The following is an 18,795-nucleotide window of genomic DNA, read 5'->3' on the forward strand; positions in this document are numbered from 1 at the left end:
GTTATGGATTCCATTTGTTGGAGAGTGCAGGCCTTACGGTTTTCAGGTCTGGCAGGTTGTCGAGGAAGTTGTCCGGGTAGTAACCGAAGCTGGTTGCGCCTTGACGCTTGAGCCGGCCCATCCAGTCCGCCAGATGCACGGCGTCGATATCGGCCTGATCCTTCTGGTTCCAGTCACGCGCCTGCAATTCGAACACGGTGCGGTTGAGCGCGCCGGGACGTTTCTTCACCGTGGCGACCAGTTCTTCCAGCCACGGGCCGGACTCGGCCAGCGTCTGTTTTTCCATCAACGGCATGGCCATTGGCGCCGTCCAGTCGTAGGTGGCGAGGAAGTCATCGAGGTTCTGTGCGAACCACGCTTCGCTCTCTCGATTGAGCATCGGTTCGGCGAAGATGTTGCGTGCCGTCAGCACTTGCGGGCCGCGAATCGCACGGACTTTCGCGGTCAGTTCGTTGGTGAAGTCGATCAGGTAGCGGCTCTTGAACCGCGTCCAGCGTTGCATCGCCGCCGGATCGTCGCGCAGCGCGGCAATCGAACCTGGCAGACCTTGAGCGGCGTAGGCCTTCAGGGCATCCGGGCTGGCGTCCTCGAAATCCGAGAGCACCGCATCGTCGTGGTAGAGAATGCCGTCGACCGAGGTCAGCCGCGCCACGTCTTCATAGATTTCACCGATGATCTTGCGCACTTCCGGATTGAACGGTGACAGGCGTTTGTACTGCTTCGGATCGACCGAGGTGATGGCGGTTTTCGGGTCCCAGCGGGTTACACGCGGCAGCTTCGAATCCAGTTCGAAACTCAGCACCGGCATCCACGCAAAGACCTTCACGTGGGCACGGGTGCGCAGTTGCCAGGCGACGCGGTCGAACAGGTCCGCGCGCATCGGCAAGTGACGGTTGGGGAAGTACAGCGAATGCACCAGACCATCGCCCTTGGGATCGGCGAAGGCTTGCAGGAACACCGTGCTGGCGCCCAGGTCAGCCATGCGCTGCACCAGTTTGCCGAGGTTGATGTCCTGCTGCGCCGGGTCCGGGTCGTAGACGTTGTCGAGATCGACATGAACCACGCGCATCGGCGCTTCGGCCTGCACCGAGACGATGCTGTTGGCGAAATGCTCGCCATCAGGATCGGACGCGACGAGAAAGCGCGGCCCGCTCATCAGGTTATCGAGGGTGTCGAGGCCGTCGTCCAGGGTCAGGGCCATTTCATAGCCCTCCTCACCGACCACGGCCAGCGAGGTACCGTCGGCGGTGCCGTACGGCCAGACCCAGACGCGTGGTTTGTAACCGGTGGCCTTGCGGATCTTCTCGGAAATGTTTTTCACGTCGGTGCGAATGCGCGCCTGGAAATCGGCTTCGGATTCGTAGCGTTTGGTCACCGGGTCATAACGCCGGGTCGCGGCGGCCGGCTGCAGGTTGCCCTGCGGGTTGCCAAGGATGCCTTTGTGGTTGGCATCGGTGTGAGCGGCGATCTCTACCAACCCGGACCTGGAAATTTCGCGGATCTGCTGCCAGGTCAGGAAGTTCTCACGGTTACGCGGCGTGCCGGCGAAATCCACCGGTTGATTGAGCGGCGTGTCGATCCAGGTGCCGACCGGCGCCAGCAACGCGTGCCAGTTGTAGGCGCGCAGCACTGGCAGCACGCGGGTATAGAAGCTGGCGTAACCGTCGTCGAAACTGAGCAGCACCGCTCTCGCCGGCAGCTCCGGGCCGCCCTTGCGTGCGGCCATGATCTGATCGACGGTCACTGGTTTGTAGCCGTTCTCGCGCAGCCAGGCGAGCTGCTCGATCATGCGCTCGGTGCGCACCGCCACCACGGCCTGATCGGGATCACGGTCTTCGACATCGTGGTAGGCAATGCCGAGCACGTGGTTTTTTGGCCACGGTTGTTCACTGGCCGCGACCGGCCGCTCGGAGGGCGGCGCGAAGGCCGGGGCTTGCTGGGCGCAGGCGCTGACCAGCAGCGCTCCCAGCAGAAGGATGAAACGCGAGATAAAAGGCATCTTCAAACTCTTCTAGAAGCGGAAAGTGAGGTCGACAAGCAGACGCAGATCAGTTTCCCGATCACCGTCATAAGGCCGGTTGATCACACTGAACATGCCGCCCACATCGAACACGTCGTTCCAGGCGTACCGTTGGCCGTAACCGAGCAACGCCATGCCGCCGGTGCCGTGGTCGCGCTGACTGTAAGTGCCCGCGCCGGCCTGGAATTGCTGGCTCCAGGAAGTCTCGTAGCGGTGGTAGAGCACGTGGTTGACGTTGACCAGCGGCATCACGCTGAAGTCCGACTTCGGGTTGAAGTAGGGCACGTCGTCGGATTTCGAGTTGTGGCTGGTGCCGACTTCCAGACCAGCGTCGACCTGGATGTTCGGCGCGGTGTAGATACCCTCGCGCCCGGTCACCAAGGCTTCGACGCGGTTGTTGCCATCGCTGAAGTGCGACGGGCTGACCGACACGCGCCACTCGCGACTTTCGTTGGCGCGCCAGCGCAGGAACGCACTGCCGCCATTGGCCTTGATGTCGCTGTTGAGCGCGCGCAGCGGCGTTTCCGCCGAGAGGTATTCGAGGCTGCCGCCGTACTGCCAGTGATCGTTGATGTCGCGGGCTATCGCCAGGCGTGCGCCTTGTTTGTCACTGAAGCCGTAATCGTGATTCGACACCTCGGCTTCGAGGGTCATGTCACGGGTGCGCCGTTCCAGGCCGACACGCTGGAAGCGATGGTGGCCGGTGCCTTCGGCGAAATCACCGGTGGCATAACCGGCCCCGGCGAAGACACGCCAGTCTTCATTGATCGGTGGGCTGTAAATGGTGCTCTGGATACCGAAATCACGGCTGCCGCTGACCGCACCGGCATCGCCGCTGCCGCCACCGTTGGCCTTGCCGCCGTAGGCTTCGACGCGCAGTTCGGCCATGTCATGGACTTCCCGTTCGCGAGCCAGACGCTGCACCTGGCGGTTGTCCGGATAGCGCGCGACCACGTCGTCGACCAGCGCATCGTTCTGCCGCCACTCCTGCAACTCCATCGCGGTGCGCGCCTGAGCGACTTCCAGGCCGGCATCGCGGGGCGCCATGCTCTCGGTTTCCTTGAGCTGGCTTTCCGCGCGGCGCGGCCACTGGCGGGCGAGGTAGAGATCGGCCTGGGCCAGACGCAAGCCAAGGTTGCCCGGCGCCTGATCGACCAGCGTCTGCAAACGCTCTTCGCCGTGCGGAAGATCGGAACCGTAGGTGCCGGCCTGGGCGGCGAGTTGCTGGGCGTCCATCCATTCGTCGTTGGGATTGCCGATGGGCAGACCTTTGAGCTCGACGCGCGGACGCTGGGCTTTCGCTGCGTCTTCGGCGACCTTGCGTGCTTCGTCGGCGCGGTCGCTTTCCAGCAGCGAGTAGTACAGCGCAGTGCTGTCCTCAAGACGATCACCGACATCGGCGTCCGGCGCCGAAAGCACCTGGCGATACAGATCGGTGGCAATCTCGGGCTCACGCTGATCGAGATAAGACGCTGCCACCCAGCGCAGGGCATAGGTCTGAATCTCCACGCCTTCGGCTTGCAGCTTTTGATATTCGCTGATGACGTCGGCGGTGCGCGCCCGCGCCTTGAGCGCGCCCATGCGGTCGATGCGCCAGCGCGTCACGTCGTCGTGAGCAGTGGCGTCAGGCGTCCAGGTCGCGAGCAATTTGTCGTAATCGGCCAGCGCGCGGTCGGCGATGACGTAGCGTTCCTTTTCGCTGCGGGTGGCCAGTTCAGCGAGGCGCACGCGTTCGGCGGCGAGATCGCCTTCCAGGCGGCGCAAGGTCACCGGATCAATCAGGCCGGGACGTTGACTGGCCAGCCGCAGCGCCGGTTCTGGCAGGCGGGCCTTTTGCAGGGCGACCACGTACTCGCGGGCAACTTCCGGCTTGTTGCCGGCGCGGATGAAGGCCTGATCGTATTCGAAGAGTGCGTCGTACTGTTTGCCGGCGCGACCGAGTGCGTAGCCCAAGGCGAGACGGCGTGACGGATCGTCGGGTTTGGCGGCGACCAGCGCCTGGGCGCGGGTGACGGCCTGATCGGGTTTGCCGGAATCGGCCTGGGTCAGCGCGAGACCCAGTTGCAGGTCGGCGTTGTCCGGCTCCAGCGCCAGCGCCTTGTTGTACACCTGGATGGCCTGATCCCAGCGCTTGAGGTTGCGATAGGCACGCGCAACGGCAGTCAGCGCCTGCACCGGCAGAACGCGGTCACGGCCTTGGGTTTCATAGACCTTGACCACTTCGGCATCGAGCCCGGCCCAACTGGCGATTTGCAGATGATCGCTGACCTGGCCGTCGCTGGCCTGGCCAGGCGGCACCTGACGCAGCACGGTCAACGCAGGCGTGTAATGCCCGGCCCGGGCATCGCGCACCATCTCGTCGTAGGGTGTGTCGGCCAACGCCAGCAGCGGCCAGAGCAACTGGCTGCACAGGGCGAATCGGAACAAAGGGCGTAAACCACGATGTAATACAGGGCCATCAATACGCGGCATTTGTCAGCATCCTTACATGGCCAGCCGGGTCGCAATGCCCTCCTTGCCCATTCGTAACGGTGGCCGACAAAAACAGCCTTCGGCCAAGCTTGGTGAGGCAGTCTGCACGCAAGCGAGAGCGAATTTTCACAACGCAATATTTGTTCAGAATCGGTCCATCTGTACAAAATCCGTACAGCAAAACGCCCGGCGCCTGTTCACACAGGGGCCGGGCGTCTGGGGGGGCGCGGTTGGGTTTATTGCTCTTGGGTGACGCCGGCAAACTTGCTCATGAGGAAACCGATGAACTGCTCGACGGTCATCTTCTGGCCGTTGAATTCGACCTGATTGGCCGCGTAATGCAGTTTGGTCACCACGTTGGTGCCGTCGGCGACAGCCAGTTGCGAGCCGACCGCCATGCCGGCGAACATGTCCGCCGCTTCCTTGGACTGGTCGACGATGGCTTTGGCGTCAGTCTGGCCATCGAGTTGCGCCTGCACGCTGAGCAGATCGACCAGCATCGGCTTGGATACCTGAATGTTCAGGTCGAGCAGCGCGATCAGTTGCTTGCCGAGTTGATCCGGCGGCAGATCCATCGATTGCGGCTTGGTCAGGTCGATCACCAGATTGGCGCGGCTTTCACCGTTGGCGGTGTTGAACGACAGGTTCTCCAGCGCCAGTTGCGGGCCGGCCGCCAGCAACTTCTGCAGATCGGCTTTGACCTGGGCGTTTTCCGCTTCGGTCAGATTCAGCTCCGGTGCCGGCAACCCTTGCGCAGCGGCCTCGGCGGCAGCTTTTTCGTATGGCTGCAGTTTGGTCTGGTAGATCTGCATTAGCGACATGGTCGACGGAATGTCGAGGTTCTTCAGGCTCATGGCCATGGCCGCCGAACCGACTTTCTTGTCGTTGAGCGTCACTTCGCCGATTTTGTAGTCGGCACGCCCCGAGGCGTTGCTGCCGCTTTCTTCGGTGCGGTTCTTCATTTCGAAGTTCTTCACGCCCAGCACCATCGGCTTGGCGCCGAAGGTGGTTTTGCTGCTGGTCACTTCCAGGGTGTTTTCCCCGGTGTAGTAGCCGTAGCTGCTCTTGGCGAGGTTGCTGGCCAGGGTCAGACCGTTGAGCTCGACCTGCACCGGCGCCTGGTCTTGCGACACGGTGACCAGTTTCAGATTGTCCATGTAGCCGTCGGCCTTGACCTTCTGCGCCTGGGCGCTGGCGGCGATGTCCATGCTCAGACCGGAAAACTTCAGGCTCGACTGCTCATCCAGCGCGGTTTCGAACGGCACCAGGTTGAGGGTGCTGGTGGTCGATTCGTCGTAGCCGATGTTGGTCACGCCCTTGAGCGGCGCGGCGCCGTTGGTGGCGGCGAACCATTTTTCCGTGGACGGGCTCTTTTCCAGCTCGTAGTTGCTGGTGGCCATGACCGGCAGCCACTTCAGCGAGACCAGACGCGAGAACGGCAGCGGGCCGTGTTCGATGTGGTCGACGAACAGCAACTCGACCGGGGCATCGCCGAACATTTCGCCTTCGCCCTTGAGGCGATAGTGCGCGGTGCTGGTGAAGGTGTGGCGCTCCAGCGATACCAGTTCCAGCGACGCGGTGCCGTTGGAGCCGGCCATGGCGGTCTGCAACTCTTTGTTGGCGTTGGTCACGGCGTTGTTCAGTACGCCTTCGATCTTGGTCCCGGTGTACCAGGCCCCGCCTGCGCTGATCGCGCCAATGGCAACAACAATTCCGAGAAGCACGCCTGCTGATTTATTCATGAATGACCTGATCGGTTTCCGTGGCTGTGGATGAAGTCGTCTTCCTTGAACCCGGGATCGGGTCGCGGCTCGACTGTGCGCAATTAAGCGGTGGAGATTAGCACCGGGCGCGGGCGACGGCCCAATGTTTAAAGGTTAAAGAGTGTCTATGGACACTTGGGAGAGCAAAAAGATCGCAGCCTTCGGCAGCTCCTACATTTGCAATCCGATTGTCCTGTAGGAGCTGCCGAAGGCTGCGATCTTTTGATTTCAGGAATACTGAACCTCGATTTCATCCAGCTGATGATCAAAGCTCTTCAGCCGCGCGGTCCAGGTATACACCAGCACTTCGAAGTCACGATCGATCACCGCTCCGCCGGTGGTATCCGCCCGCACATCGCAGAAATCCAGCTGATAGCGTTCACGAGCCATGGCCGTGGCGACGTCGGACAGCTCGCGGGCGTTGCTCAGCCAGTGCCAGCCGTCATCGGCGATCTGCTTGTCGAGTTCCAGGCATTGCTTCTTCAGCCCTTCGAGGCTTTTTTCCAGCGGCGTGCCGGTGAGCTCGCCCATGACCTCGGCGAAGGTTCGCCCGGGCTGCCAGTAACTGCCCCAGAAGTAGCGGTCGAACACGGTTTCAACCCGGCGCAGGGCGACTTTGGTGTCCCAGATCAGCACGAGCATCTTGCCGCGCTCGAGCTGGCGCTTCTTGACCCGTTGCAGCTGAATCGAGGTCCACGCGACGACGACGATCGCCATCACCGCGATCAACGCAACGGCGCTGTCGAGGAAAACCATTGCCGTGTCGATCTGGTGGGCCAGCATGATCCCGTAGAAATACGTGGCCGAGAGCAGCACCAGCGCCACCAGAGCGCACCAGAAGCCGAGAGCGTAAGGGTTTTTCATTATTGGTTTCCCCTGGGCCAGCACGAGCAATGTGCATTGCAGGAGCGCTTGGCATGGGGCGCCCCTCCAACACTTCAAAGCATAGCAACGGCCTCAGGGTTTGCTGGCGCTCGAGGTGTTCGTTCGTCCGCTTTCCCAGCCACCGCCCAGGGCGAGGAACAAATCGATCTGGCTCATTGCGACCTGGGTGTTGGCGGCGGCCAGTTGCGCGGTGACATCGGTGTAGGTGCGGGTTGCTTGCAGGTCGGCGAGGAACGACTCGCGGCCGGCCTGGAAGAAGCGGTGCGTCTGCTCGGCGGCGAGCTTGGCCGACTGCTCGGCTTCGGCCAGCGCATCGCGGCGTTGCAGCAGCGCGCTGTACTGGGCCAGACCGGTCTGGGTCTCGCGGATGGCGTTGAGCACCACGCCGTCGAAATGCGCTAGCGCGCCTTGAGTGTTGGCCTCGGCTTCACGGATGCGCGCGCGGGCGCCGTTGGTCGGTACTTTCCAGCTCAACGACGGGCCGAAGCCCCAGCGGTTGGTCGACGGGTCGCCGAGGTCATCAATGATGCCGACGGTGCCGATGGTCGCGCCGATGCTGATGTCCGGGTACAGCTCGCCGGTGGCAATGCCGATGCCGGCGGTTGCCGCCGCGAGGCGCCGTTCAGCCTGACGAATGTCGGGACGGCGCTTGAGCAGCGCAGCGCCGTCACCGACCGGCACCAGTTGCGCGATCTTCGGCAACTCGGCGCAACTGGCTGTACCTGCCGGCAACTGCTCGACCGGTTTGGCCAGCAGCATCGACAGACGGAACAGCCCGGCCTGACGCGCCGCTTCATAACGCGGCAAGTCGGCGCGCAGGGATTTGAATTGGGTCTGCGAACGGGTGACCTGGGTCTCGTCGCCACGCCCGGCATCGCGCAGACGCTGGATCAGCGTGGTGCTTTGCGATTGCAGGTCGAGAGAATGCTCGGCGATTTCCCGCTCTTCATTGGCTGCGCAGACTTGCGTATAGGCGCGAACCACGTCCGCCACCAAGGTGATACGCGCAGTGTCGGCTGCGGCCTGAGTAGCATCGGCATTGGCTTTGGCCGCTTCGATACCGCGCTGCAAGGTGCCCCACAGGTCGAATTGGTACGAAGCGCTGATACCGATATCGGCGATGTTGGCCACCGGGACTTTCTCCGGCAGCAGGAACGCCTGACCGGATTCCTGCAAACGTTGCGCGCCCATTTTCACCCCGCCGCTCCAGCCGCCAGCGGCCTCGGCTTCATCCACCTGAGCGCGCGCCCGCGACAGGTTCGCCGCCGCTACACGCAAATCGGTATTGGAAGCCATGGCCTGCTGCACCAGTTGATCGAGGCGCGGGTCTTTATACAGCCGCCACCAGTCCGCCGGCACCGGCGCCGAGATTACCGGTTTGCCGGCGACTGCCAGCTCGCCCTGAATATCCTTGCGCTGCACCGCCGCGTCGGTGGGCAGCTGATAATCCGGGCCGACCATCTGACAGGCCGAGAGCATCACGCCCAACCCGGCGATCAACCAGGCCCTGCTCATGGCTGCGGCTCCTCATGCTGATCGTCGATGATCGACACAGTGGCGGTACGCCCGGCGATCATGCGGAAGTCGGCCGGCACCTCATCAAAAGCGATGCGCACCGGAATCCGCTGCGCCAGACGTACCCAGCTGAACGCCGGGTTGACGTTGGGCAGCAGGTTGCTGCCGCTGGTGCGGTCGCGGTCTTCGATGCCGGCGACGATGCTCTCGACATGCCCGCGCAACCTGGCGCGGTCGCCGATCACGCGGATATCCACCGATTGCCCGACGTGGATGCCGTCGAGTTTGGTTTCTTCAAAATAGCCGTCGATGTGAAAGGAGTTGCTGTCGACCACCGACAACACCGGGCGCCCGGCGGTGACGAATTCCTGCGGACGCGGCGCGCGGTCGTTGACGTAACCATCGACCGGGCTACGGATCACCGAGCGATCGAGGTTGAGCTGCGCACTGTCGACCGCCACCAAGGCTTCGGCCAATGCCGACTGCGCACGGGCGACGCGCGACTGGCTTTCTTCCAGTTGTTCGGCCGGCACCAGGTTGCCGAGGCCACGGTTACGCTTGGCTTCACGCTGCGCCTGGGCGAGGGTTTCTTCGCGATCGGCAACGGCGGCCTTGGCCTGGCGCAGGGCCAGTTTGAAGCGATCCTGGTCGATGCTGAACAGCACCTGACCGCGCTTGATCAACTGGTTGTCCTTTACCTCGACCTGCTGGATCAGCCCGGACACGTCCGGAGCGATCTGGATGATGTCGGCACGAATGTGGCCGTCGCGGGTCCACGGCGCGAACATGTAATACATCACCATGCGCCAGACGAGGACAACGGCAAAAGTCACGATCAGCAGGGTCAGAACCACGCGACCGATGGTCAGAAACGGTTTTTTCATGTCATCAGGTATCGACTGAGTGAGTCCACGCCGTACAGCAGCACGGCATAGAGCGCCACGTTGAACAATGCCCGGTGCCAGACCAGACGGTAAAAGTGCAGGCGTTGCAGCACGCCATGCACCAACAAAAACAGCACGTAAGTGATGCCCATCAGCACCAGCAGGGTCGGCAGGAAGATGCCGCTGATATCCAGATCACCGATCATAGGGGCGCTCCATCGGGCAGCGGTTCTTCGGGCTCGGCGCTGGAGACGAACTCGACGCCGGGCAGCAAGGCCAGACGCAGACCGCTCAAGGCGTGCAACAGGTGCAGACGGGTTTCATCGTCACCCTGGCCGTTCAGCGTTCGGCGCGTGCGATCGAGGGTCATCAGCAGACCGCTTGGCGCCGGCAGGCGTTCGTCGGCTTTGAGGCAGGCACGGAAATATTCGCCAACCTCGCCCACCACTTGTCGCAGCAGGGCATTTGGCACGCCGGTGACGCGCGGGGTGTAGGCAAGCAGATCGAGCATATTCAGACCGACACGCACTTCGCGCATGGCGATGCCGGTGTCCTGACCTGTCAGGGCCAGACGCGGCAGGTGCTGCATCAGCCGATCGAGCAGCTGCACGCCCAACTGCCGATGCTCGGCGAGGCTGGCCGGCTCGGTCATGCTGACGATGTCTTTCCAGCTGAATCGGGTCAGACGCTTGGCCGCCAGTTCGGCACCGAATGGCCGCGCCACCAGCGTCCAGATGAAGGCGAACAACAGCCCCAGCGGTCCAGCCAGATTGGAGTTGGCGAAGGCGAAAAAGTCCGCGTCGTAGGCACCCTGAATACTGATGAACGACGAGGTATTGACCAGCGTCAGCAGCATGCCGAGGTAGAAACGCGGCTGCACGGTAAGCGTACCGATGCAAATGAACGGCACGGCAAACGCCAGCACCAGCATCGGGAAATCGTGCAGGTTGGGTAGAATCAGAAACAGGTAAAGACTGGCGAACAGCACCGACATCCCGGTCCAGAAAAAGAACCGGTAAATCTGCGGCGCCGGGTCGTCCATCGAGGCAAAGAAGCTGCACGCCACCGCCGCCAGAATCACCGCGCTGCCGCCGTCCGGCCAGCCGAGCAGAATCCACAGCACCGAAGCGACGATGATCGCCAGGATGGTCGAGGCCACCGAATACAACATCAGCCCGCGATCGATGAACGGCGTCAACCGGCCCAGGCGCCAGTGCCGGTACACCGCGCGCCAGCTGTCCTGGCGCTCGCAAAGAATCGCATCCTGCAGGCTGCGGCAGTCCTGCCACAGATCGATGAATTCACCGAGGCGGTAAATCGCATTGGAGAACAGCAACTGTTTGCGCTCCTCCAGCGCTTCGGCGCTCGGTTGCAACGCGTCGAGTTGATCTCTCAGTGCTTGCCAGCGCTCGAGATTGGCGTGCGCGTGGCCCAGCCATTCCCGGGTCGCGGTCAGCAACGGCTGGAATTTTTCCACCAGTTCCGGGGTGCGGCGTTCGAGGGCGTACAGCGAATCCTCTAGGGCATCGATCACTGGCAACAGGTGAATCATCCGGCCGCGCAGTTCCTTGGTGTTACGCACGGTTTGTGGCCGCGCGCCTTCGTGGGGCAACTGGCCGATCATCAACTCGAGGCTGTTGAAATTGGCGACCATGGCCATGCGCAGCGCGGTGACTTCTTCCGGCTGCACATCGCGGCTGAGAAACTTCAGGCTGTAGCTCGTCGCATCGGCGAACCACTTGCTCACGGCATCATTGAACACCGGCGCCAGCCGTCGCGGCCAGAACATCGCACCGACCACCGCAGCGACGGCGATGCCAAGGAAAATCTCTTCGGTACGCGCCTCGGCCACGTCCCACACCGCCAGCGGATTATCGACCACCGGCAGGGCAATCAGCGGCAAGGTGTAACCGGCCAGCATCAGCGCATAACTGTTGGCGGTGCGCAGATGCAGGGACATGAACAGCAGAATGCCGGTCCACAACGCGATCACCACCACCAGCACATACGGGCTCTGCACGAACATCGGCACGAACAGCACCGCCGCCGCTGCGCCGAGAAATGTACCGGCCGCGCGGTAAAGCGCTTTGGAGCTGGTCGGGCCGAGAAACGGGCTGGAGACGATATACACCGTGGCCATCGCCCAATACGGACGCGGCATTTGCATGAGCAACGCGATGTACAGCGCAATCATCGACGCTGCAAAGGTACGAACCCCGTAAAACCAGTCACGGGCCGGCGGCATGCCAGTGAAAAAACCGTTCAAGAATTGACCACCACAGGCGAACTCGCCGCCTCAAAAGCCCTCAGTACCCGAAGCGTAGCTTCCAGATCACTGCGCTCGATGCCTTCCAGCACCTCATGACGCAAGCGCACCAGCTCAGCCTCCACCGCCTGCACCAGCTCGCGACCGGTATCGGTCAGGCTCAGGCACTTGGCGCGGCGATCCTGGGCATCTTCGGTGCGACAGACGTAACCGGCGTGGCACAGCTGATCGAGCAAACGCACCAGTGAAGGACTCTCCATCCCCGCAGCCTGGGCGACTTGCACCTGACGCACGCCCTCGCCCAAACGCCCGATCATCAACAAGGGCACGGCGCAGGCTTCGGAAATTCCGTAATTGACCAGCGTGGTCTGGCAGATCTTCCGCCAATGCCGGGCGGCCACCACCATGGCGCTGCTGATGTTCATCTGGAGACTGTCGAGGGAATCGGACACGGGATAACGGACACTGTTAGTTTGCTAACTATCAATATCGCACTGGATGGGAATTTCAGTCAAGTTTTGAAACAAATCTCTCCGTTAGTCGCCCTATCTGACTCAAAGCTATCTCCTTCGATACTGACAAGGTATATATGTTGTCATCACCAAATTCAGGAGCCCAACATGTCAAAACAAGCCGTTTTCACAATGAAACTGGAGCCGGAACTGCGGGAGGAGTTCATGGCGGAAGCCGAAGCGGCACACCGGCCGGCGTCGCAAATCATGCGAGACATGATGCGTCAGTATGTTCAAACCCAGCGAGAGGCCCGCGAATATGAAGCGTTCCTGCAACGCAAGGTTGAAATCGCTCGGGAATCCGTACGTGCCGGAGACGGATTGAACAACGAAGACGTAGAAGCAGCGTTCGCGGCAAAGCGCAGGCAGGCAGAAGATCACCTATGAAAATCATATGGACGCCAGCCGCCGCACAGGATCGTGCAGACATTTGGGACTACTTGCAGGCCGCCAACCCAAGAGCGGCCATCGAAATGGATCTGCGCTTCAGCGAAGCGGTTCATCGCCTTTCCGACAATCCGTTGATTGGCCGTGCCGGCATCATTGCCGGTACGCGTGAGCTGATTCCGCATCCCAGTTACCGTCTTGTCTATCAAACGGAGAGAGATGCCGTCTGGATCATGGCGCTGGTGCATACGGCACGGACTTGGCCTCAGCCGAAGTAATCAGCCCGCCCCTTGCGCAACATCACATTCAACTGATCCACCACCTCCGCCCAATCCGCATCGTCGAGAATCTCCTCGCGCAGAAACTGCGCCTGACTTTCCGTCCAGAAAAACGCGTCAGCCAGATGCAATTCCGGTTTGAGCGGTGAATGGCTGGCGATGAATTGTTCGATGCCGGTCGGATCGTCATCGAGGCCGAGTTTTGAACAGGGCCGGTAGGCTGTGCTGCGGATTTTCCATGATGCAACTCCTCTGCAATTCAGGTCCGGCGTTGCGCCGTTTGCTGCAATGGAGTTGATCATAGCTGGCGCTGCGGGTTCAGGGTCTGGCGACGTCAGGTGAGCCTGCGGCCAGTTGCGCTGCCGGATAGACCGATTGCCACCCGCCGCCCAACGCCTTGTACAAACCGACCATCGCCAGGGAGACGCCGGTCGAGCTTTCCACCCATTGCTCCTGCGTGGCGAGCAAGGCGCTCTGCACGGTGAGGACGTTGACGAAATCGACCACGCCTTCGACGTATTGCTGTTGCGCGGTGCGCAGGGCGATCTGGTTCTGGCGCACGGCTTCGGCGAGGCTGTCGCGACGGCGCTGGCTGGCGTTGTAGGCGGTCAGTTGATCATCGATTTCATGCCAGGCGCGCAGCACGGTTTGCTGGTAGGCGATGGCCGCTTCCCGCTGTTGGGCTTCACGCAGTTGCAACATACCGCGCAGGCGTCCGCCGTCGAACAACGGCAAGCTGAATTGCGGGCCGATGGCAAAGGCACGCGAGCCCCATGAACCGAAATCGCTCAGCTGCATGGCCTGGGAACCGAGGTTGCCGGACAGGGTGATGCGCGGATAGAAATCGCCCTTGGCCACGCCGATGTTGGCGGTGGCGGCGTGCAGACGCGCTTCGGCCTGGCGGATATCGGGGCGGCGTTCGGCCAATTGCGACGGCAGGCCGATGGCGACTTGCAGTGGTGACTGCGGTACTGCCGCGTCTGTGGATAACGTTTGAGCGAGAGCTTGCGGTGGCTCGCCCATCAACAGACTGATCGCGTTGATCAGTTGCGCCTGACGCTGCTCGAGCGCCGGCAGCCGTGCCTCGATGGCGGCGACTTGCGCGGCGGCTTCGGCGACGTCCAGGTCGGTCGCCACGCCATCGGCCAGCCGCAGCTGCGAGAGTTTCAGGCTGTGGCGAGCGACGTCGAGGTTCTGCTCGGTGACGGCGCGGGTGTTCTGCACGCCGCGCAGCTGAATGTAGTTTTGCGCGGTGTCGGCGAGCACGGTCAGCAGTACGTCACGACGGTCGTTTTCTGCCACTTCGAGATTGGCATCAGCGGCTTCGGTTTCACGGCGCACGCGGCCCCAGAAGTCCAGTTCCCATGACGCCGAGAAGCCGGCATCCCACAGGTTGAAAGCCTCATCGCCGTTATTTCCCGATGGATCGTTCAAGCCTTTGCCACTGTTGCGTTTACGTGCGTAGCTGCCGCTGGCGGCGCTGTTCGGATAACGCTCGGCGGTGATCACCTGGCGCGCGGCGCGGCTTTGTTGCAGGCGGCTGCTGGCCAGTTGCAGGTCGAGGTTGCTGTTCAGCGCGCGCTGGGTGAGCGCGGAAAGTTGCGGGTCGTGGAAGGTTTCCCACCAGCGTTCGTTCAGGGGTTCGCTGACGGCCTTGCTTGGGGCAGACCGCGCCGGTTTGGCCCAGTCGGCAGTTTGAGGGGCTTCGGGTTTCTGGAAGTCCGGGCCGACGGTACAAGCGCTGAGGCTGACTGCAAGCAAGGCACTCAGGGTGAACTGCTGCCTATGCCCCCATCGCTGGCAAGCCAGCTCCCACAAGGATTGTGCAGATTGTGCAAAATGGTTCAGCCTGCCAATGACCCCTGTGGGAGCTGGCTTGCCAGCGATGAGGCCAACCGATTTAACACCGATCATCGCTGCGTCACCTCGCGCCCGGACGCCTTCGAGCTGGCGGTATCAATACTCGCCTCGACCGACATCCCCACCCGCAAGCGCTCGGCCAGTGGCTGGCCCGGTTCCAGCATGATCTTCACCGGAATCCGCTGCACCACTTTGGTGAAGTTACCGGTGGCGTTATCCGGTTTCACCGCAGCGAAGGTCACGCCGGTCGCTGGCGCAATGCTCTCGACGCGGCCGGTCAGGGCTTCGCCGCCCAAGCTGTCGACCCGCACTTGCACATCCTGACCCGGCTGCACGTCGGTCAACTGGGTTTCCTGAAAATTGGCGACCACATAAGCCTGCTGCAACGGCACCACCGCCAACAGTTTGCTGCCCGGGGTGACGTAGGCACCGACACGCACCGCGCGCTCGCCGATCATGCCGTCCTGCGGCGCGGTAATGCGCGTGTAAGAGAGGTTGAAACTGGCGATTTCCAGTGCCGCCTGCGCGTGTTTCAGATTGCCTTCAGCGGCGTTGCGCTGGGCAGTGAGGATTTCGACTTGTTTGCGTTCGGCCGCCAGTTTCGCGGTCGCGGTGTCGAGACGCGCCGAAGCCTGATCAATGCGCGTGCGCGCCTGCTGCGCGTTCTGCACGGTGCCGGCACCGACTCCGGCGAGATGGTTGTAGCGGTTCAGTTCCTGCTGCGCAAAAGCCATTTGCGCTTTGGCCGAGACCACGGTGGCCTGCGCCTGAGCGATCAGCGACGCCTGCCGCTCAAGGGTCGCATTGGCGTTCTGCAATTGCGCCCGCGCGACCAGGGTTTGCGCGTCCGCCGCTTCCGCCGCTGCGCGCAAATCACGGTCATCGATCAGCGCCAACAATTGCCCGGCCTTGACCTGCTGGTTGTCTTCGACCAGCACCTGCTTGATGAACCCGGCCACGCGCGGCACCACCAGCGTGTAGTCGGCGGAGACGAAGGCGTCATTGGTGGTTTGCTCGGTGCGTTGGCCGAACAGCCCGGGCATCGCCAGGTACACCAGCACGCCCACCGCCAGCGCGGCAGCCACGGCCACCGCGAGTTTTTGCTTGGATTGAGTCATAAAAAACCTTCAGTTTCAGTACAGCGATCAGGTCGGCGCGCGCGGCGGATAAATCCGCGTCGGCAGCCAGAAAATCAGCAGGATCAACGCCACGGCGACGCCGGCCATGCACACGTAGAGATCGGCCGAAGTCAGCACCACCGCCTGCTCGTGCACGCGGTGAGCGAGGCCCGAATCGCTGTGATCGGCCAGCGGCGAATTGCCCAGGCTGTCGACCAACATGGTCGAATGGAAATGCAGGCGCGCGGTGGTCAGCGCTTCGATCACGCCGGTGGCGACCACGGCGGCAAGGCCCTTGACGGTGTTGAACCACGCCGACGCGAACGGGCCTTCCATCGGCGTGATACTGCCGGTCGACAACATCAGCAGCGGCAACACCGCCATCGGCTGGCCGAAAATCTGCAGCCATTGCAGAACGTAGAAATCATCGCGAATCCACGCCGAAGTCAGGTGTGAACCGCCGAGGCAGGACAGCGCGAGCATGCTCAGACCAATGCCAAGCACCCAGCGGCAATCGACCCAGCGCAAGTTGCATAGCGCCGCCACCAATGGCAGCGCGATCAACTGCGGCAGCGCGGCAATGAGCATGATCGGCGCGGTTTGCGCCGGACGATAACCCTGCACCTGGGCCAGATAACTCGACGGAATCAGCACCACCGCCAGCAGCACGATCAACACCCCGGCGAGGGTGATCAGGGCGAACAACAGGTTGCGGATGCCGAGCATCTGCAGCTTGAAAAACGGAATCGGCTGCGACCATTCATTGATCATAAAAGCCACCAGCAGCAGCGAACCGGCACCGAGTAATCCACAGATCAGATTCGACTCGAACCAGTCCAGCCGATTGCCCTGCAACAGACCGATCACCAGCATGCAGATCGCTGGAAAGCCCAGCAGCAGGCCTTTCCAGTTGAACGACTTGAGGCGCTCCAAGCGCAGCGGATCCTGGGGCAATCCGTAAGCCACTGCGGCCATGGCGATCAGGCACGGCACGATGATCTGCCAGAAGGTCCATTGCCAGCCGACGTATTCAGTCCACAGACCGGCCAGCGGCGTGCCGAGTCCCGGGCCGAAAGTCGCAGTCAGTGCGTAGCCGGCCAGTCCGTACAGTTTGATGTTCGCCGGGAGAAAGCGCAGCGCGACGGTCATCAGCATCGGCGGCAATGCACCACCGGCGAGGCCCTGGAGGATGCGCATCAGCAGCAGACTTTCGTAATTAGGCGCGAACGGGCACAGCACGCCGAGCACGGTAAACAGACCGATGGCGCACAGCGTGAAGCGGCGCAGCGAGAAGGTCACCGCACACCACGGCGCGAAGGCCATGGCTGCGACCGACGTGGCGGTGTAGCTGGCGACCAGCCAGGTGCCTTCGTCGTAGCCGATGTGCAGCGCGCCGCGAATATCGGCGAGTGCGACTTTGGTGACCATCTCGTTAAGGCCCGAGACCAGCACGGCCAACAGCACGCCGACCAGACCAATGATGATCCGCGCCCCGAACACCGGTGGCGCAGCCGCCGTCGCCGGGCTGATCGCGGCGAGAGGCGCCGAGACCGTCAGGGATGTCATGAATGAAAAGCTCCGGGGGTGAAAATACCGGAGCATTTTAGTGGGGCTTGATGCTGACAAAAATTGACTTATTGGCAGGTTATAAGTGCATCAGACACAACGGTGAATGCCTATGTGGGAGCGAGCCTGCTCGCGAAAGCGGTGGACCAGCCGCCATTGAGGTGACTGACTCGACGCCTTCGCGAGCAGGCTCGCTCCCACAGGGATTCGATGGTGCCTGATGATTTACGGCTGTGCCGCCAGCCATGTTTCATCGCAGCAGGTCTTGAGGGTTTCGCGCAGCCAGCGGTGGGCTGGGTCCTTGTCGAAGCGCGGGTGCCAGGCCTGGGTCAGCATCAGCATGGGCAGCGGAATCGGCAGGTCGAATGAACGCAGTTTCAGGCCCAGCCGCCGCACGCTGAGCAGTGCTTCCTTGGGCACCGGCAGGATCAGGTCGGAGTCGGGCAAGGCAAACATCGCCGCGTGGAAACTCGGCGCAATCACCGCCACCCGGCGCTCCAGCCCCAACGCATTCAACGCCGTGTCGATCGGGCCGCGAGCGATGCCACGGCGCGACATGCTGATGTGGGAAAAACCGGCGTAGCGCTCAGCGGTGATTTCGCCATCGAGCAACGGATGATTTTCGCGCACCAGGCCGACGAAATGCGTGGAGAACAGGTTCTGCACTTTCACTTCCGGCGTAAGCGGACGGGTGTTGCTGACGCTCAGATCGATGCGCCCTTCGCGCAGCGCTTCATCGTCGCCATCGCCTTCCGGGACGAAGCGCAATTCGCAATGCGGGGCGAGCTGGTCGAGGGTGTCGAACAGCTTGCCGCCGTAAACGCCGACGAAGAAATCATTGGCGCGAATGCTGAAGCGCCGGCGCAAGGTGCCCAGCTCGACGCTGTCGGCGGAGCGGAACAGCAGCGCCGCCTGCTCGACCACGTCGCGCACCTGTTCGCGCAGTTCGAGGGCTTTGGGGGTCGGCACCAGGCCACGCCCGGCGCGCACCAGAATCGGATCGCCGATGGCTTCGCGAATCCGCGTCAGCGTGCGGCTCATGGCCGCCGGGCTGAGGTTCATCCGCCGCGCCGCGCCGACCACACTGCCCTCGTCGAGCAAGGCATCGAGGGCGACCAGAAGGTTCATGTCCGGGAGTTGCATGCTGAGCACTCTTGGCTGATCTGGATTGATCCGGGCGCAATGCTAGCAAACATCCCTAAAGAGTGACGATGCCAGCGCTGGCCTCTTCGCGAGCAGGCTCGCTCCCACCTTGGAATGCGTTCTCAT

At 62.4% G+C, this 18,795-nt stretch carries 15 protein-coding genes and 1 pseudogene; 2 read left to right on the top strand and 14 right to left on the bottom strand.

What is annotated here, in order from left to right:
• Position 1 precedes the first annotated feature (1 nt).
• The 9 genes from pgaB to ACV8MC_RS05790 all read right to left on the bottom strand — a co-directional run bounded on the left by pgaB (position 2) and on the right by ACV8MC_RS05790 (position 12,230).
• Positions 2-1,999 (bottom strand): poly-beta-1,6-N-acetyl-D-glucosamine N-deacetylase PgaB, encoded by a 1,998-nt coding sequence (gene pgaB, locus ACV8MC_RS05750; RefSeq protein WP_457264723.1) that lies wholly within the window; start codon positions 1,997-1,999, stop codon positions 2-4.
• A 12-nt stretch (positions 2,000-2,011) separates the two neighbouring features.
• Complete coding sequence (gene pgaA, locus ACV8MC_RS05755; RefSeq protein WP_457264725.1) at positions 2,012-4,492, bottom strand: poly-beta-1,6 N-acetyl-D-glucosamine export porin PgaA; 2,481 nt, start codon at positions 4,490-4,492, stop codon at positions 2,012-2,014.
• A gap of 236 nt (positions 4,493-4,728) precedes the next feature.
• Entirely contained in the window at positions 4,729-6,234 is a 1,506-nt protein-coding gene (locus ACV8MC_RS05760) for a YdgA family protein (protein WP_252868583.1), read from the bottom strand.
• A gap of 249 nt (positions 6,235-6,483) precedes the next feature.
• Positions 6,484-7,119, bottom strand: a complete 636-nt coding sequence (locus tag ACV8MC_RS05765) for an NADH:ubiquinone oxidoreductase subunit N (RefSeq protein ID WP_150742987.1) — start codon at positions 7,117-7,119, stop codon at positions 6,484-6,486.
• A 93-nt stretch (positions 7,120-7,212) separates the two neighbouring features.
• A complete protein-coding gene (locus ACV8MC_RS05770; RefSeq protein WP_076564938.1) occupies positions 7,213-8,655 on the bottom strand; it encodes an efflux transporter outer membrane subunit in 1,443 nt (480 codons plus the stop codon).
• The gene (locus ACV8MC_RS05775) at positions 8,652-9,539 is read right to left on the bottom strand and encodes an efflux RND transporter periplasmic adaptor subunit (protein WP_016772263.1); all 888 of its coding nucleotides are present in this window, start codon (positions 9,537-9,539) and stop codon (positions 8,652-8,654) included. Before ACV8MC_RS05775 ends, ACV8MC_RS05770 begins: the two co-directional genes overlap by 4 nt.
• Complete coding sequence (locus tag ACV8MC_RS05780; RefSeq protein ID WP_016772264.1) at positions 9,536-9,745, bottom strand: DUF1656 domain-containing protein; 210 nt, start codon at positions 9,743-9,745, stop codon at positions 9,536-9,538. Before ACV8MC_RS05780 ends, ACV8MC_RS05775 begins: the two co-directional genes overlap by 4 nt.
• Entirely contained in the window at positions 9,742-11,805 is a 2,064-nt protein-coding gene (locus ACV8MC_RS05785) for an FUSC family protein (RefSeq protein WP_457264728.1), read from the bottom strand. The genes ACV8MC_RS05780 and ACV8MC_RS05785 overlap by 4 nt, the downstream gene beginning before the upstream one ends.
• Positions 11,802-12,230, bottom strand: a complete 429-nt coding sequence (locus tag ACV8MC_RS05790; protein ID WP_016772266.1) for a MarR family winged helix-turn-helix transcriptional regulator — start codon at positions 12,228-12,230, stop codon at positions 11,802-11,804. The genes ACV8MC_RS05785 and ACV8MC_RS05790 overlap by 4 nt, the downstream gene beginning before the upstream one ends.
• 195 nt (positions 12,231-12,425) lie before the next feature.
• Here ACV8MC_RS05790 and ACV8MC_RS05795 point away from each other — a divergent pair, with 195 nt between their 5' ends.
• The gene (locus tag ACV8MC_RS05795) at positions 12,426-12,704 is read left to right on the top strand and encodes a hypothetical protein (RefSeq protein ID WP_016772267.1); all 279 of its coding nucleotides are present in this window, start codon (positions 12,426-12,428) and stop codon (positions 12,702-12,704) included.
• Positions 12,701-12,982, top strand: coding sequence for a type II toxin-antitoxin system RelE/ParE family toxin (locus ACV8MC_RS05800; RefSeq protein ID WP_016772268.1), 282 nt, complete (start codon positions 12,701-12,703; stop codon positions 12,980-12,982). Before ACV8MC_RS05795 ends, ACV8MC_RS05800 begins: the two co-directional genes overlap by 4 nt.
• On the opposite strand, the pseudogene ACV8MC_RS05805 reads toward ACV8MC_RS05800, so the two are convergent.
• The 5 genes and pseudogenes from ACV8MC_RS05805 to ACV8MC_RS05825 all read right to left on the bottom strand — a co-directional run bounded on the left by ACV8MC_RS05805 (position 12,970) and on the right by ACV8MC_RS05825 (position 18,669).
• Positions 12,970-13,222 (bottom strand): annotated as a pseudogene (locus ACV8MC_RS05805) (DUF2789 domain-containing protein). The gene ACV8MC_RS05800 and the pseudogene ACV8MC_RS05805 overlap by 13 nt on opposite strands.
• A gap of 78 nt (positions 13,223-13,300) precedes the next feature.
• Positions 13,301-14,896 carry an efflux transporter outer membrane subunit gene (locus ACV8MC_RS05810; protein ID WP_457264730.1) on the bottom strand — a complete coding sequence of 532 codons (1,596 nt, stop codon included), beginning with the start codon at positions 14,894-14,896 and terminating at the stop codon, positions 13,301-13,303.
• Positions 14,893-15,960 (bottom strand): HlyD family secretion protein, encoded by a 1,068-nt coding sequence (locus tag ACV8MC_RS05815; protein ID WP_150637840.1) that lies wholly within the window; start codon positions 15,958-15,960, stop codon positions 14,893-14,895. Before ACV8MC_RS05815 ends, ACV8MC_RS05810 begins: the two co-directional genes overlap by 4 nt.
• Before the next feature lie 27 nt (positions 15,961-15,987).
• Entirely contained in the window at positions 15,988-17,526 is a 1,539-nt protein-coding gene (locus tag ACV8MC_RS05820; RefSeq protein ID WP_457264731.1) for an MFS transporter, read from the bottom strand.
• 225 nt (positions 17,527-17,751) lie between these two features.
• On the bottom strand, positions 17,752-18,669 hold the full coding sequence (locus ACV8MC_RS05825) for a LysR family transcriptional regulator (RefSeq protein WP_016772273.1): 918 nt from the start codon (positions 18,667-18,669) through the stop codon (positions 17,752-17,754).
• Positions 18,670-18,795 lie beyond the last annotated feature (126 nt).

It is taken from the genome of Pseudomonas sp. PK-RTE-24, assembly GCF_054052265.1.

What these genes read in the sequence shown, in the direction of transcription:
- ACV8MC_RS05775 (WP_016772263.1), bottom strand. Translation starts at nt 9,539, where the DNA reads ATGAAAAAACCGTTTCTGACCATCGGTCGCGTGGTTCTGACCCTGCTG.
- ACV8MC_RS05770 (WP_076564938.1), bottom strand. Translation starts at nt 8,655, where the DNA reads ATGAGCAGGGCCTGGTTGATCGCCGGGTTGGGCGTGATGCTCTCGGCC.
- ACV8MC_RS05795 (WP_016772267.1), top strand. Translation starts at nt 12,426, where the DNA reads ATGTCAAAACAAGCCGTTTTCACAATGAAACTGGAGCCGGAACTGCGG.
- ACV8MC_RS05825 (WP_016772273.1), bottom strand. Translation starts at nt 18,669, where the DNA reads ATGCAACTCCCGGACATGAACCTTCTGGTCGCCCTCGATGCCTTGCTC.
- ACV8MC_RS05800 (WP_016772268.1), top strand. Translation starts at nt 12,701, where the DNA reads ATGAAAATCATATGGACGCCAGCCGCCGCACAGGATCGTGCAGACATT.
- ACV8MC_RS05820 (WP_457264731.1), bottom strand. Translation starts at nt 17,526, where the DNA reads ATGACATCCCTGACGGTCTCGGCGCCTCTCGCCGCGATCAGCCCGGCG.
- ACV8MC_RS05790 (WP_016772266.1), bottom strand. Translation starts at nt 12,230, where the DNA reads ATGAACATCAGCAGCGCCATGGTGGTGGCCGCCCGGCATTGGCGGAAG.
- pgaA (WP_457264725.1), bottom strand. Translation starts at nt 4,492, where the DNA reads ATGCCGCGTATTGATGGCCCTGTATTACATCGTGGTTTACGCCCTTTG.
- ACV8MC_RS05810 (WP_457264730.1), bottom strand. Translation starts at nt 14,896, where the DNA reads ATGATCGGTGTTAAATCGGTTGGCCTCATCGCTGGCAAGCCAGCTCCC.
- ACV8MC_RS05780 (WP_016772264.1), bottom strand. Translation starts at nt 9,745, where the DNA reads ATGATCGGTGATCTGGATATCAGCGGCATCTTCCTGCCGACCCTGCTG.
- pgaB (WP_457264723.1), bottom strand. Translation starts at nt 1,999, where the DNA reads ATGCCTTTTATCTCGCGTTTCATCCTTCTGCTGGGAGCGCTGCTGGTC.
- ACV8MC_RS05760 (WP_252868583.1), bottom strand. Translation starts at nt 6,234, where the DNA reads ATGAATAAATCAGCAGGCGTGCTTCTCGGAATTGTTGTTGCCATTGGC.
- ACV8MC_RS05765 (WP_150742987.1), bottom strand. Translation starts at nt 7,119, where the DNA reads ATGAAAAACCCTTACGCTCTCGGCTTCTGGTGCGCTCTGGTGGCGCTG.
- ACV8MC_RS05815 (WP_150637840.1), bottom strand. Translation starts at nt 15,960, where the DNA reads ATGACTCAATCCAAGCAAAAACTCGCGGTGGCCGTGGCTGCCGCGCTG.